Source organism: Thauera sp. WH-1 (assembly GCF_047806685.1).
Classification (GTDB): Bacteria; Pseudomonadota; Gammaproteobacteria; order Burkholderiales; family Rhodocyclaceae; genus Thauera.
The window spans coordinates 1-12,604 of sequence record NZ_JBLQGP010000010.1 but is presented as its reverse complement, the minus strand read 5'-3'; the positions used below and the strand labels follow the sequence as shown (position 1 = coordinate 12,604).

At 68.9% G+C, this 12,604-nt stretch carries 14 protein-coding genes; 9 read left to right on the top strand and 5 right to left on the bottom strand.

Going from position 1 to position 12,604, the window contains the following annotated elements:
• On the bottom strand, positions 1 to 1,305 hold the full coding sequence (locus ACMV5O_RS11230) for an AmpG family muropeptide MFS transporter (protein WP_416163553.1): 1,305 nt from the start codon (positions 1,303 to 1,305) through the stop codon (positions 1 to 3).
• A 150-nt stretch (positions 1,306 to 1,455) separates the two neighbouring features.
• Here ACMV5O_RS11230 and ACMV5O_RS11225 point away from each other — a divergent pair, with 150 nt between their 5' ends.
• On the top strand, positions 1,456 to 1,773 hold the full coding sequence (locus tag ACMV5O_RS11225) for a hypothetical protein (RefSeq protein WP_416163552.1): 318 nt from the start codon (positions 1,456 to 1,458) through the stop codon (positions 1,771 to 1,773).
• Positions 1,774 to 1,813: 40 nt separating this feature from the next.
• Here the strand turns inward: ACMV5O_RS11225 and ACMV5O_RS11220 are convergent, their stop codons facing one another.
• The 3 genes from ACMV5O_RS11220 to metX form a co-directional block, all read right to left on the bottom strand.
• Positions 1,814 to 2,542, bottom strand: a complete 729-nt coding sequence (locus tag ACMV5O_RS11220) for a hypothetical protein (protein ID WP_416163551.1) — start codon at positions 2,540 to 2,542, stop codon at positions 1,814 to 1,816.
• Positions 2,543 to 2,655: 113 nt separating this feature from the next.
• Entirely contained in the window at positions 2,656 to 3,246 is a 591-nt protein-coding gene (gene metW, locus ACMV5O_RS11215; protein ID WP_416163550.1) for a methionine biosynthesis protein MetW, read from the bottom strand.
• Position 3,247: 1 nt separating this feature from the next.
• Positions 3,248 to 4,375 (bottom strand): homoserine O-succinyltransferase MetX, encoded by a 1,128-nt coding sequence (gene metX / locus ACMV5O_RS11210; RefSeq protein WP_416163549.1) that lies wholly within the window; start codon positions 4,373 to 4,375, stop codon positions 3,248 to 3,250.
• 196 nt (positions 4,376 to 4,571) lie between these two features.
• Here metX and thiS point away from each other — a divergent pair, with 196 nt between their 5' ends.
• The 8 genes from thiS to ACMV5O_RS11170 all read left to right on the top strand — a co-directional run bounded on the left by thiS (position 4,572) and on the right by ACMV5O_RS11170 (position 12,045).
• Positions 4,572 to 4,775, top strand: a complete 204-nt coding sequence (gene thiS / locus ACMV5O_RS11205) for a sulfur carrier protein ThiS (protein WP_324539295.1) — start codon at positions 4,572 to 4,574, stop codon at positions 4,773 to 4,775.
• 71 nt (positions 4,776 to 4,846) lie between these two features.
• The gene (locus tag ACMV5O_RS11200; RefSeq protein WP_416163548.1) at positions 4,847 to 5,632 is read left to right on the top strand and encodes a thiazole synthase; all 786 of its coding nucleotides are present in this window, start codon (positions 4,847 to 4,849) and stop codon (positions 5,630 to 5,632) included.
• Positions 5,629 to 6,372: a tRNA (guanosine(46)-N7)-methyltransferase TrmB gene (trmB, locus tag ACMV5O_RS11195; RefSeq protein WP_416163547.1), complete on the top strand. Its 744-nt coding sequence runs from the start codon at positions 5,629 to 5,631 to the stop codon at positions 6,370 to 6,372. Before ACMV5O_RS11200 ends, trmB begins: the two co-directional genes overlap by 4 nt.
• A 42-nt stretch (positions 6,373 to 6,414) precedes the next feature.
• Entirely contained in the window at positions 6,415 to 8,265 is a 1,851-nt protein-coding gene (gene sppA / locus ACMV5O_RS11190; RefSeq protein ID WP_416163546.1) for a signal peptide peptidase SppA, read from the top strand.
• Positions 8,266 to 8,325: 60 nt separating this feature from the next.
• Positions 8,326 to 8,955: a YbhB/YbcL family Raf kinase inhibitor-like protein gene (locus ACMV5O_RS11185; protein ID WP_416163545.1), complete on the top strand. Its 630-nt coding sequence runs from the start codon at positions 8,326 to 8,328 to the stop codon at positions 8,953 to 8,955.
• A 49-nt stretch (positions 8,956 to 9,004) separates the two neighbouring features.
• Entirely contained in the window at positions 9,005 to 9,940 is a 936-nt protein-coding gene (locus ACMV5O_RS11180) for a cobyrinic acid a,c-diamide synthase (RefSeq protein WP_416163544.1), read from the top strand.
• Between the two features lie 16 nt (positions 9,941 to 9,956).
• A complete protein-coding gene (locus ACMV5O_RS11175; RefSeq protein WP_416163543.1) occupies positions 9,957 to 11,114 on the top strand; it encodes a toxic anion resistance protein in 1,158 nt (385 codons plus the stop codon).
• A gap of 124 nt (positions 11,115 to 11,238) precedes the next feature.
• Positions 11,239 to 12,045: an alpha/beta fold hydrolase gene (locus ACMV5O_RS11170; protein WP_416163542.1), complete on the top strand. Its 807-nt coding sequence runs from the start codon at positions 11,239 to 11,241 to the stop codon at positions 12,043 to 12,045.
• Here the strand turns inward: ACMV5O_RS11170 and ACMV5O_RS11165 are convergent.
• Positions 12,042 to 12,398, bottom strand: a complete 357-nt coding sequence (locus ACMV5O_RS11165) for a diacylglycerol kinase (protein WP_416163541.1) — start codon at positions 12,396 to 12,398, stop codon at positions 12,042 to 12,044. The two genes, ACMV5O_RS11170 and ACMV5O_RS11165, sit on opposite strands and share 4 nt — an antisense overlap.
• Between the last annotated feature and the right edge of the window lie 206 nt (positions 12,399 to 12,604).

Here is a 12,604-nt window from a genome sequence, read left to right as displayed (position 1 = left end):
TCAGGCAGTGGCGGCTTCCGTGCGCGGGGTGCGATCGCCGTGCCAGGGCGCGACCTTGAACAACAGCAGCATGCCCGGCACCGCGAGCGCGAAGCACAGCCAGAAGAAATTGGTCCAGCCGAGCGCTTCGACCAGCCAGCCGGCGGTGGCGTTGATGAAGGTGCGCGGCACCGCCATCAGGCTGGTGAATAGCGCGAGCTGGGTGGCGGTGTAGGCCGGGTGGGTGCTGCGCGCCATGAAGGCGACGAAGGCGGTGGTGCCCAGGCCGGCGCCGATCGCCTCGCCAGCGATCACGGTGGCGAGCACCACCAGCCGTGCCGGGGTGGACTCGCCGGGGCCCAGCCAGGCCATCCAGACGAAGCCGAGGATGGTGACGAACTGCACCACGCCGAAGATCCACAGCGCACGGTTGATGCCGAGCTTGAGCATCCAGATGCCGCCGAGGATGCCGCCGATCACCATCGGCCACAGCCCGGCGTTCTTGGCGATGACGCCGATCTCGGTCTTGCTGTAGCCCATGTCGAGGTAGAAGGGCGTGGCGAGCGCGGTGCACAGCGAGTCGCCGAGCTTGTAGAAGAACAGGAAGGCCAGCACCAGCAGCGCCGACTGCACGCCGTGGCGGCCGAAGAACTCGCGGAAGGGCTCGACCACCGCGTCGCGCAGGGTGCGCGGCGTGCCGGCGGCGGCGAGCGGCTCCTTCACCCGCAGCGTCATTGCCAGGCCGGGGAGCATGAACGCCGCGGTGATCACGAACACCTGGCTCCACGGCAGGTGGTCGGCCAGGATCAGCGACAGCGAGCCGGGCACCAGGCCGGCGATGCGGTAGGCGTTGACGTGGATCGCGTTGCCCAGACCGAGTTCGGCATCAGGCAGGATCTCGCGGCGGAAGGCGTCGAGCGCGATGTCCTGGGTCGCCGACAGCAGGGCCAGCGCGGCGGTGAGGCCGACCACCAGCGCCAGATGGTCGACCGGGGAGAGCTGGCCGAGCCAGGCGATGGACGCGAGCAGGCCGAGCTGGGAGACGAACATCCAGCTGCGCCGTCGCCCCAGCCAGGGCAGGATGCCGTAGCGGTCGAGCAGCGGCGCCCACAGGAACTTCCAGGTGTAGGGGAACTGGATCAGCGCGAAGGCGCCGATCGCCTTCAGCGACAGGCCCTCTGTCTTGAGCCAGGCCGGCACCAGGTTGAGCAGCAGGTAGAGCGGCAGGCCGGAAGCGAAACCGGTGAAGATGCAGATCAGCATCCGGCGGTTGAGCAGGGCGGCGAGCCAGGCGGGTGTCCGGGGGGGGGAAAGGCTCGTGGACAAGTCGGTTGGGGCGGCGTTGCGTGGAGGCGCATTATCGCAGATCATCGGCGCCCCGCTGGTTTACACAATTCGCTACGTTGCTTGCGTCCGGCGCCAACTGCGCCAACAATGCGTGAAAAGCAAATTTCCCCTTCCAGGAGCTCGTTTTTTATGTCCTACACGGTGACCGTCGTTTTCGGTGTCGATCGCGAGTACGAGTTTTCGCTGCACGACAGCGAGGTGGCCTCCCTGACCAAGGATCAGGCGCGTAGTTGGCTGGCGCGCGAATTCGAGGAACTCGAATGCACGCCGTCGAACCCGATGGGCAAGGTGCTGGTGCTCGACATGATCCTCAATGTCGCCAAGTACGGTGGAGAAGGCCGCTTCGAGCAGGGGACCGACTGGGCGAAGAAGTTTGCCGCGGTCACCGCCGCGGCGCTCGACCGTCCCGCCATTCGTGTCGACGTCGCCGCCTTCGTGGTCGGCTGAGTTCTTTCTCCTGCTGCGCCCGGGTCGCACGGCCGGGCGCTCACCCAGCGGCACGCACCAGGGCCCCGAGCAGGGCCGGTAGGGTGTGCGAGCCCGCGTCCTCGATGACCTGCAGCCGCAGCGCGCCGGTACGACGGTTGGGCGAGTCGGTGCGCGTCTGTCGCCACAGCGTCTCGAGCGTGGCTTCCATGAAGGTGCGGTTGGTGCGAGTGTCGATCAGCAGGACCCGCTTCCTCGCCGGCACGAAATCGAGCAGCTGCTGCCGTTCGTAGCGGCAGCCCTGGTGCTGCGGTGAGAAGCTGCGCAGGTCCATCAGGATGGCGTCGGCCTTGCGCGTCAGTGCCCAGGCGGCGAAAGCCAGCAGCAGGATGAGGGAGGCCATGCCCACGGCGAGGCGCTGGGCTGGCGTGACGGCGACGAGGAGGCCGATGGTGAGCGCGGTCGGCCATGCGCAACAGGACAGCAGCCACAGCAGGCGCGCCAGCGCGAAACCGCCTTCGGCCCCGGCGAAGTGCATCCAGGCGCCGCTCAAGGTCAGTGCATGGAGCAGCCCGGCGACGATGTGCACGGTGCGCAGCGCCCACAGGGATCGGCGCATGCCGGCGGCGATCGGCGCCGCGCCGCTGGTGCGCGCCATCGAGCGCAGCACGGCGCGCCGATAGAGCGCCAGCGACAGCCACGAAACCGGCAACGTGAGGACCGCGCCGAGCAGGATCAGGAAGGGCAGCGCACCGGTGCCGATGAGTACCGCTTGTCCGCCGTCTTCCATGCCGCTCCGCCTCCAGCCGGTGATGCGGCGTGCCGGCGGCGCCAGCACGCCTCGGGTCGGTATAGAGGCTGCCGGTTCGAGCACTGCGCGGCCATCCGGGGCCGCGGTGTGGTTCAGGCGCTGCGTCCCAGCCGATACACCGCCACGCTGGCGAGGAAGTTGGGTTCCTCGAGCATCAGCTTGCCTTCGTCGAAAGCCAGCCGCTCGCGCACCGCGATGCCGTTCATCTCGCACAAGGCGTCGAAGTCGGCGATGGTGAAGAAGCGCACGTTGGGCGTGTTGTACCACTGGTGTGGCAGGCTCTCGGACACCGGCATGCGGCCGTTGAGGATGCTCTGGCGGTGGCGCCAGTAGCCGAAGTTGGGGAAGCTCACCACCGCCTCGCGGCCCACGCGCAGCATCTCGTGCAGGATGCCCTGGGTGTTGTGCATGGCCTGCAGCGACAGGCTCATGATGACGTGGTCGAAGAAGCCGTCTTCCAGCCCCACCAGACCTTTCTCCAGGTCCATCTGGATCACGTTGACGCCGTTCCTGACGCTCGCCAGCAGCTTGTCGGGGTCGTTCTCGACGCCGTAGCCCTGGACCTGGCGCACCTCCATCAGGTGGCGTAGCAGGTCGCCGTCGCCGCAGCCGAGGTCGAGCACCTTCTCGCCGGGCTCGATCCACTGGGTGATCACTTCATAGTCGTAGCGGTAGGCACTCATCTCATACCTCGATGCGGTCGAACCAGGCCGACAGCAGCTTGTGATAGCGCGTCTCGTCGAGCAGGAAGGAGTCGTGGCCGGCCGGGCAGTCGATCTCGGCGTAGCTGACGTTGCGCTTGTTGTGCAGCAGCGCATAGACGATCTCGCGCGAACGTTCGGGCGAGAAGCGCCAGTCGGTGGTGAAGGACACCACCAGGAAGTCGGCCGTGGCGCGCGCCAGCGCGGCGGACAGATTGCCGCCGTACTCGAAGGCGGGGTCGAAGTAGTCGAGCGCCTTGGTCGTCAGCAGGTAGGTGTTGGCGTCGAAGTAGCCGGCGAACTTGTCGCCCTGGTAGCGCAGGTAGGACTCGATCTCGAACTCGACGTCGTAGCTGTAGGTGTTGCGGCCGTGGCGCAGGCTGCGGCCGAATTTCTCCGCCATCGAGTCGTCGGACAGGTAGGTGATGTGGCCCACCATGCGCGCCAGCTTGAGGCCGCGTGCCGGCACCACGCCATGCTCGTAGAAGTGGCCGCCGTGAAAGTCGGGGTCGGTGAGGATGGCCTGGCGTGCGACCTCGTTGAAGGCGATGTTCTGTGCGGTGAGCTTGGGCGCGGCGGCGATCACCGCGACGTTGCGCACGCGCTCGGGATACTGCAGCGCCCACGACATCGCCTGCATACCGCCCAGGCTGCCGCCGACGATGGCGGCGAAGCTGTCGATGCCGAGCCGGTCGGCGAGGCGCGCGTGCGACTCGACCCAGTCCTCGACGGTGACGAAGGGGAAGTCCGCCCCCCACAGCCTGCCGGTCGCGGGATTCATCTGGTTGGGACCGGACGAGCCGTAGCAGCCGCCGAGGTTGTTGACGCCGATGACGAAGAACTTGCGCGTGTCGAGCGGCTTGCCCGGGCCGATCAGGTTGTCCCACCAGCCGACGTTATGCGGCGCGTCGGCGTAGGTGCCGGCGACGTGATGCGAGCCCGACAGCGCATGGCACACCAGCACCGCATTGCTGCGCGCGGCGTTGAGGGTGCCGTAGGTCTCGTACACCAGGTGGTAGTTGTCCAGCGTGCCGCCGCTGCGCAGCGCGAGTGGCTGCGCAAACTCGGCCCGCTGCGGCGTGACCATGCCGACCGATTGGGGTTGGATCATTTTCGTCATGTACAAAACAAAAAACCCAGCCGGCTGGAAACGCGGACTGGGTGCCCTCGCTTTAGCCGTATTTGTTGAGCGCCCGCAAGCTGTTGGTCAAATCGGCGCTAGGTGTGCGGAACTTAGCGCCCGCTCGCGGAAAAGTCAAACCCGCGGGCGTGATAAGATTTTCGCCCGATCCTCTTCCATCAAGGCCATGATCCAGGTCATTCTCAACGGCCAGTCCGAATCGCTGCCGCCCGATCTTTCCGTCCTCGCCCTGCTCGAAGCCCGTGGGCTCGCAGGCAAGCGTCTGGCGGTCGAACGCAACGGCGAGATCGTGCCCAAGGCGCGCCATGCCGAGGTCAAGCTCGCCGACGGCGATCGGCTCGAGATCGTCGTCGCCGTCGGCGGCGGCTGAGCACCGGCCGCCGGCCGCTGCGCCCCCGTCCCTTAGTTTTCCACCCCATCAGCACAGAACAGGCTTCCATCATGAACGACCCCCTGGTCATTGCCGGCAAGGCCTACAACTCCCGCCTCCTCGTCGGCACCGGCAAGTACAAGGACTTCGCCGAGACCCGCGCGGCGATCGACGCCAGTGGCGCCGAGATCGTCACCGTCGCCATCCGCCGCACCAACATCGGCCAGAACCCGGACGAGCCCAACCTGCTCGAGGTGCTGCCGCCGGAGAGATTCACCATCCTGCCCAACACCGCCGGCTGTTATAACGCTGACGACGCGGTGCGCACGCTGCGCCTGGCGCGCGAACTGCTCGACGGCCACGCGCTGGTCAAGCTCGAGGTGCTCGGCGACCCCAAGAGCCTTTTCCCCAACATGCCCGAGACGCTCAAGGCCGCCGAGACCCTGGTCAAGGACGGTTTCGACGTCATGGTGTACTGCGCCGACGACCCGATCCAGGCGAAGATGCTGGAAGACATCGGCTGCTGCGCGATCATGCCGCTGGCCTCGCTGATCGGCTCCGGCATGGGCATCCTCAACCCGTGGAACCTGCGCCTGATCATCGACAACGCCAAGGTGCCGGTGCTGGTCGATGCCGGCGTGGGCACGGCGTCGGACGCCGCGATCGCGATGGAGCTGGGCTGCGACGGCGTGTTGATGAACACCGCGATCGCCGCCGCCGGCCGTCCGGTGCTGATGGCGAGTGCGATGCGTAAGGCGGTCGAGGCCGGGCGCGAAGCCTTCCTCGCCGGGCGCATGCCGCGCAAGTTCTATTCGGCCGACCCGAGCTCGCCGACGCAGGGGCTGATCGGTTCATGAGCGAAGTACGCGACGAAGCCGTGGCCGGCGTCGAGATCATCGGCCGCGACAGCCCCGAGCATCGCTTCTCCAGCCGCAGCATCCGCAGCTTCGTGCTGCGCCAGGGGCGCATGTCGGAAGCGCAGCAGCGCTATCTTGATGACATGCTGCCGAAGATCGGCATCGACTACCGCGTCGCCCCGCTCGACCTCGACGCCGCCTTCGGCCGCCAGGCGCCGAAGATCCTCGAGATCGGTTTCGGCATGGGCGAGACCACGGCGAAGATCGCCGCCGCGATGCCCGACCACGACTTCCTCGGCATCGAGGTGCACACGCCCGGTGTGGGCGCGCTGTGCAAGCTGATCGCCGAGGGCAATCTCACCAACCTGCGCATCATGCAGCACGACGCGGTCGAGGTGATGCGCGACATGATCGCCGACGGTGCCCTCGCCGGCGTGCATCTGTTCTTCCCCGACCCGTGGCGCAAGAAGCGCCACTTCAAGCGTCGCATCGTGCAGGCCGACTTCGTCGCCCTGGTGGCGCAGAAGTTGGCCCCCGGCGGCTACTTCCACTGCGCCACCGACTGGGAGGACTACGCCCACTGGATGCTCGAGATCCTGTCCGCCGAGCCCCTGCTGCAGAACACCGCCGACGGCTTTGCGCCGCGCCCCGACTACCGGCCGCTGACGAAATTCGAAAACCGTGGTCTGAGGCTGGGTCACGGCGTGTGGGACCTGGTGTTCCGCCGCCGCGCGGCCTGACCCTGAGCCGTTCGATGTGGACCCGACCAAGGACCTGAAGGCGTGATTCGAGGCCTGTTCCGTTTTCTCTTCAACGTGCTGCGCATGTTCGTGCGCCTGCTCGATCTCATCGTGCGCGGCGCCTTCTATGCGCTGATGATCTTCGGCATCGGCGTCCTCGTCGCCTTCTTCTTCAGCCCCGAGCCCGAGGTGCAGCCCGGTTCGGCGCTGGTGCTGCGGCCGGTGGGCGCGATCGTCGAGCAGCCCGCGCTCGAGCCGCCGCTGGCGCTGCTGCGTGCCGGTGGCGCGCCGGCCGGGCAGGTCAGGCTGGCCGACCTGGTCGAGGCGGTGCATGCCGCGCGCGACGACAGCCGCATCGGCGCGCTGGTGATCGAGACTGACGAGCTGATCGGCGGTGGCCTGTCCAAGCTCGCCGAGCTGCGTGCCGCGATCGCCGACTTCAAGACCTCGGGCAAGCCGGTGCTGGCGCGTGGCGAGCGCTTCACGCAGTCGCAGTACTACCTCGCCTCGGTGGCCGACGAAGTGCACCTGTCGGCCGACGGCTTCGTGCTGCTGCGCGGGCTGGCGCGCTACGGCACCTACTTCAAGGGCGCGCTCGACCACCTGGGGATCAAGGTGCATGTGTTCCGGGTCGGCCAGTACAAGTCCTTTTCCGAGCCCTTCACCCGCAGCGACATGTCGGAAGAGGACCGCGAGTCCTCTCGCGACCTGCTCGACGGCCTGTGGCGGGTGATGCGCGACGATATCGCCGCCGGGCGCAAGCTGACGCCGGAAGCGGTCGATGCGCACGTGAACGGCATCCGCGACGCGCTCGCCGCCAGCGCTGGTGATGCCGCCCGGGCCGCGCTCGAGGCCGGGCTCATCGATCGCCTGAGCACGCGCGACGAGTGGCGTGCGCGCCTGATCGAGGCGGTCGGCACCGCCGCCGGCGATGACGAGGTGCGCCGCATCGCCGTCGACCGCTACCTCGCCCTCATCGGCCAGGAAGCGGACGCGGCGGGTGCGCGCGTGGCGGTGATCGTGGCTCAGGGCACCATTGTCGATGGCATGGAGCCGACCGGCGTGGTGGCCGGCGACACCTTCGCGCGCCTGATCCGCTCGGTGCGCGAGGACGACAGCGTGAAGGCCGTGGTGATGCGCATCGACAGCCCCGGCGGCAGCGCCTGGGCCTCCGAGCTGATCCGCCACGAGCTCGAGCTCACCCGCCAGGCGGGCAAGCCGGTCATCGCCTCGATGAGCTCGGTGGCCGCCTCGGGCGGCTACTGGATCGCTGCCGGCGCCGACGAGATCTGGGCTGCGCCGGCCACCGTGACCGGCTCGATCGGCATCTTCGGCATGTTCCCCGAGTTCTCCGAGCCGCTGCGCCGGATGGGCATCGGCGTCGATGGCGTGGCCACCGCGCCGCTGGCGGGCGCGCTCGACCCGCGCCGCCCGCTCGACCCGGTGGCGGCCGAGGCGATGCAATTGAGCATCGAGCACGGCTATCGCCGCTTCCTGCAGACGGTGGCGAGCGCGCGCAACATGTCGATCGACGAGGTCGACGAGGTCGCGCGCGGCCGCGTGTGGACCGGCGCCGCGGCGGCCGAACTGGGCCTGGTGGACCACCTCGGCGGCTTGCGCGAGGCCGTCGCTGCCGCCGCCCAGCGCGCCGGCGTGGTCGACTACGAGGTGGTGTGGCCCGAGGCGCGCGAGTCCTTCGAGCAACGCCTGGTGCGCCGCCTGCTGCGCGCAGGCGAGGACCTGGGCCTCGATCTCGCCGGCTGGCGTGGCGCCGCTGCGCACACCGGCGCGCTCGCCAGCCTGGTCGGCGAGGTGCAGCGCTCGGCGGCCGAGCTGCTGCGCTGGAACGACCCGCAACACCTGTATCTGCACTGCCTGTGTGATACGCCCTGACACGCGTCCCTGACCTCGGCCCCTGACCCCAGCCTGCCTTCAACCCGCGAGGAGACCGCCTTGAAACTGACCAGCCAGAGCTTTACCGACGGCGCCGCCATTCCCGGCGAGTTCGCCTTCTGCATCCCGGCCGAGGAAGGCCACGTCTGCCTCGGCGCCAATCGCAACCCGCAGCTTGCGTGGTCGGACGTACCTGCGGGCACCAAGTCCTTCGTGCTGATCTGCCACGACCCCGACGTGCCGAGCAAGGGCGACGACGTGAACCAGGAAGGGCGCAGCGTGCCCGCCAGCCTGCCACGGGTCGATTTCTTCCACTGGGTGGTGGTGGACCTGCCCGCCGAGCTGCGTGCGATCGATGCCGGCCACTTCTCGGGCGAGGTCACGCCCGGCGGCAAGCCCGGCCCCGAGACGGCGCTCGGCGCGCGCCACGGGGTCAACGACTACACCGCCTGGTTCGCCGGCGACGAGGCGATGAAGGGCGACTACCACGGCTACGACGGCCCCTGCCCGCCGTGGAACGACGAGATCGTGCACCACTACGTGTTCACGCTGTATGCGCTGGACGTGCCGCGCTGCGCGCTGGAGGGGCGCTTCACCGGGCAGGACGTGCGCGCCGCGATCGCCGGTCATGTGCTCGCCGAGGCCAAGCTCACCGGCACCTACACGCTCAACCCGGCCCTGCGGGCTTGAGCCGATGGCGGCTGCTGTCGGGCCTTAGTCCAGGCGAACGGAGATCCTGATGTTCGATTTCCTGCAGGGCTTCGCCTTTGGCCTGCTGTTGTCCTTCGTGCCCTGGTTCGTGACCGGGCTGTACGACCCGCGGCTGGTCGTGCCCGAGGAGCTGGCCTCGCGCTGGCAGGTGATCCTGCGCTACGCGGTGGCGATGCCCGCGGTGGCGATGCTGCTGTTCCTGACCTCGCTGTGGGGCGGCTTTGGCGCCAGCCTCGGCGGCTGGCTGGCCGGGCTGGCGGCGGTGCCGGTGGAGCTGTTCATCGAGCGGCGCTGGCGGCGCTGGCGTGCCGCGCGCGCCGGGCGCGATCGCGCCGCCGCCCGTGAGCGGCAGCGCCACGAGCTGGCCCAGGCGCGGCGCGAGCGCGACCTGCTGAGCCTGGACCCGGCGCTCGCGCCCACCGATGCTGACGCGGTCGTGCTGCAACTGTGGGAGGTCAAGCGCGAGCTGGTGGACCTGCGCCGGCCCGACCTCGCGGTGCAGGCCGACCGCCTGTTCACCCGCTACCACCGCGCGCTCGACGTGCTCGACGACAAGTTCGACGCGCGCGAAGTCACCTACGAGCGCGCCCGCGGCCTGGTCGGCGAGGTCAGCCGCGAGGCCGCCGCCGGGCTGGGCGCGATGGTCGAGCTAGTGCAGGGCAGCGCCGGCCTGGATGCCGACTTCGTCCGCGAACGGTTGGAGCGCGAGGCCGCACGGCTCAACCCCACCGAGCGCGAGGCCCTGCGCCGCCGGCTGGCGATCGCCGACGAGACCGAGCGCCGCCTGGCCGAGATCGCCGCCGGCAACGAGGCCGCGCTGACTGCGCTCGACGACGTCGCGGTTGCGGTCGCCCGTATCGATACCGGCCGCAGCCAGGGCGCCGCGGCCGGCAACATGGAGCAGGCGCTGCAGGAACTGCGCCGCTTTGCCGAGCGCGCCGGCCTGTACGACCGAAAGCCGTAACCCGAGGAGTGCTGCAATGACTTTGTCCCTGCCCCCGATCGAGGAGATCGCGCGCCAAGCGGTTCCGCCCCAGCCCGCGGACGCGCCCGAAGACCCCGAGCTCGCCGTCACCGCCGACGCCTTCGTGCGTGATGCCCTCGCCGCCGACGAGGCGGCGCTGCACCGCCAGCGCGAGGCGGTCGACAGCATGGGCGTCGAGCTGCAGCGTCAGGCGGCCTGGCGCAGCGAGATGCTGCAGGCGCCGATCCGCAAGCTCGCCCACCAGGGCGACGAGGGCGGCCCGGTCGCCCAGGCCCTGATCGCGCTGCGCGACAAGATGCAGGAGCTCGACCCCGCCCGCCAGAAGCTGAGCGGCGAAGGTCTGTCGCGCGCGCTGTCCTTCATCCCCGGTGTCGGCAAGCCCATGCAGCGCTACTTCCAGAAGTACGAGAAGGCGCAAGACGCGCTCGACGCCATCATCCGCGACCTGCAGGGCGGCGCCGACATGCTGCGCCGCGACAACCTCACCCTGGCCGACGACCAGCAGTCCTTGCGCGCCATCCTCGCCCAGCTCGAACGCCAGGTCGAACTCGGCCGCATGATCGACCGACGGCTGGCCCGCGAGGCCGCCTCGGCGAGCCTGCCCGCGCCGCGCCGCGCCTTCGTCGAGGAAGAGCTGCTGTTTCCGCTGCGCCAGCGCATCGTCGACCTGCAGCAGCAGGTGGCGGTGAGCCAGCAGGGCGTGCTCGCGCTCGAGGTCGTCATTCGCAACAATCGCGAGCTGGTGCGCGGCGTGGATCGCGCGATCAACGTCACCGTGTCGGCGCTCAACGTCGCCGTCACGGTGGCGCTCGGCCTGGCCAACCAGCGCCTGGTGCTCGACCGTGTCGCCGCGCTCAATGAGACCACCTCGGCGCTGATCGCCGGCACCGCCCAGGCGCTGCGCACCCAGGGCGTTGACATCCAGACCCGCGCCGCGTCGGCCATGCTCGACATGGGCCAGCTCGAGCAGGCCTTCGCCGACGTGATCGGCGCCATCGACGACCTGTCGCGCTACCGCCGCGAGGCCTTGCCCAGGCTCGACGCCCAGATCGATCGCCTCGCCGCATTGGCCAGCCAGGGCGAGCAGGCGATTCGCCGCATGGACGAAGGCAATCGCGCCGAGCCGGGGGCGCCGCTCCGCGACGGGCAATGAAGACGGGGCGGCGGATCGGCGGTGCAGTCGCGCAAGATGTGCGACAAGGTGTTGACGTTAACGTCAACGACCTGTTGAATGCAGGGCTGACCCCGCCAAAGCCCCGAACTGTCAAAGCCCACGCATGAGCACAGCCATTCAACCTACCACCGTGCGCGACGACTGGATTGCAGGCCGCCGTGGCCGCCTGTTCGTTCGCACCTGGTCGCCCGCGTCCCCCTCCAGCCTGGCGCCGATCGTGCTGCTGCACGACTCGCTGGGCTGCGTCGAGCTGTGGCGCGATTTTCCCGCCGCGCTGTGCGAGGCCACCGGCCGCCAGGTGATCGCCTACGACCGCCTCGGCTTCGGGCGCTCGGAGGCCTATCCCGGCGCGTTGGCGCTGGACTTTGTCGCCGCCGAGGCCGAAGGCGACTTTGCCGCGCTCACGCGCCAGCTCGGGCTCGAACGCTTCATCGTCTTCGGCCACAGCGTGGGTGGCGGCATGGCGGTGCACTGTGCCGCGCGCTTCCCCGATGCCTGCGTCGCACTGGTCACCGAGTCCGCCCAGGGCTTTGTCGAGGACCGCACCGTGCAGGGGATCGAGGACGCACGCCAGCTCTTCAAGGAACCGGGCGCCGTCGATCGCCTCAAGAAGTACCACGGCGAGAAGGCGCAATGGGTGCTGGATGCCTGGGTCAATTCCTGGCTGCATCCGGCCTTTGCGGACTGGTCGCTGCGGCCGGTCCTTCCCCAGGTGCAATGCCCGACCCTGGTCATTCACGGCATCGATGACGAGTACGGGTCGTCACGCCATCCCGAGATGATCGCAGCGCTGAGCGGAGGACCGGCGCAGCTCGAGCTCATGGCTGACACACGCCATGTGCCGCACCGGGAGAAGGCAGGCGAAGTGATCTGGATGCTCAGGCAGTTCAGCGACGGCCTGGCCGGCTAGGCCGCGAGCGTCGCGTACAGGGCCAGCACGGCGACGACGGCCGCGCCGGCGCTCATCACCAGCACCATGCCGGCGAGCATGTCCTTGACCTTGCCGATGGTGGGGTGGATCTCCGGATGCAGGTGGTCGGCCAGCGCCTCGATGGCCGAGTTCGCCAGCTCGGCGGCGAGCACCAGGGCCACGCACAGCGCGATCAGGCCCCACCACAGCGCCGCGGGCTGGACGATGGCGAACACGACCAGGGTGAGGATGCCGAGCCCGACCTCGATGCGAAAGTTGCGCTCGGCCGCCCACGCCCAATGGATGCCGGTGAAGGCGTTGCGGAGTTTTCTGGCAAAGGTCTGGTTCTTCATGGCTTCGGGCTGGCTGTATCGCGCGGTCGCGGCGCTCGCTCGACGCGGGCAAGCGCACCACGCTGGATTTTATCGTCGGCGCCGCCTAGCAGCCTGTCGGACTTGAAGCGGGCGGACGGCGTACCGGCCGGCGGGTTTTCATGATGTGAAAAATAATCGGCATTTCAGAGCCGAAAGGGCCTTCTTTTACGCGAAATCGTCATGCT

Excerpts from the sequence above, each read along its gene's own strand:
- ACMV5O_RS11170 (WP_416163542.1), top strand. The coding sequence starts at position 11,239 with ATGAGCACAGCCATTCAACCTACCACCGTGCGCGACGACTGGATTGCA.
- thiS (WP_324539295.1), top strand. The coding sequence starts at position 4,572 with ATGATCCAGGTCATTCTCAACGGCCAGTCCGAATCGCTGCCGCCCGAT.
- ACMV5O_RS11200 (WP_416163548.1), top strand. The coding sequence starts at position 4,847 with ATGAACGACCCCCTGGTCATTGCCGGCAAGGCCTACAACTCCCGCCTC.
- ACMV5O_RS11225 (WP_416163552.1), top strand. The coding sequence starts at position 1,456 with ATGTCCTACACGGTGACCGTCGTTTTCGGTGTCGATCGCGAGTACGAG.
- metX (WP_416163549.1), bottom strand. The coding sequence starts at position 4,375 with ATGATCCAACCCCAATCGGTCGGCATGGTCACGCCGCAGCGGGCCGAG.
- trmB (WP_416163547.1), top strand. The coding sequence starts at position 5,629 with ATGAGCGAAGTACGCGACGAAGCCGTGGCCGGCGTCGAGATCATCGGC.
- ACMV5O_RS11220 (WP_416163551.1), bottom strand. The coding sequence starts at position 2,542 with ATGGAAGACGGCGGACAAGCGGTACTCATCGGCACCGGTGCGCTGCCC.
- ACMV5O_RS11175 (WP_416163543.1), top strand. The coding sequence starts at position 9,957 with ATGACTTTGTCCCTGCCCCCGATCGAGGAGATCGCGCGCCAAGCGGTT.
- ACMV5O_RS11180 (WP_416163544.1), top strand. The coding sequence starts at position 9,005 with ATGTTCGATTTCCTGCAGGGCTTCGCCTTTGGCCTGCTGTTGTCCTTC.
- ACMV5O_RS11165 (WP_416163541.1), bottom strand. The coding sequence starts at position 12,398 with ATGAAGAACCAGACCTTTGCCAGAAAACTCCGCAACGCCTTCACCGGC.
- metW (WP_416163550.1), bottom strand. The coding sequence starts at position 3,246 with ATGAGTGCCTACCGCTACGACTATGAAGTGATCACCCAGTGGATCGAG.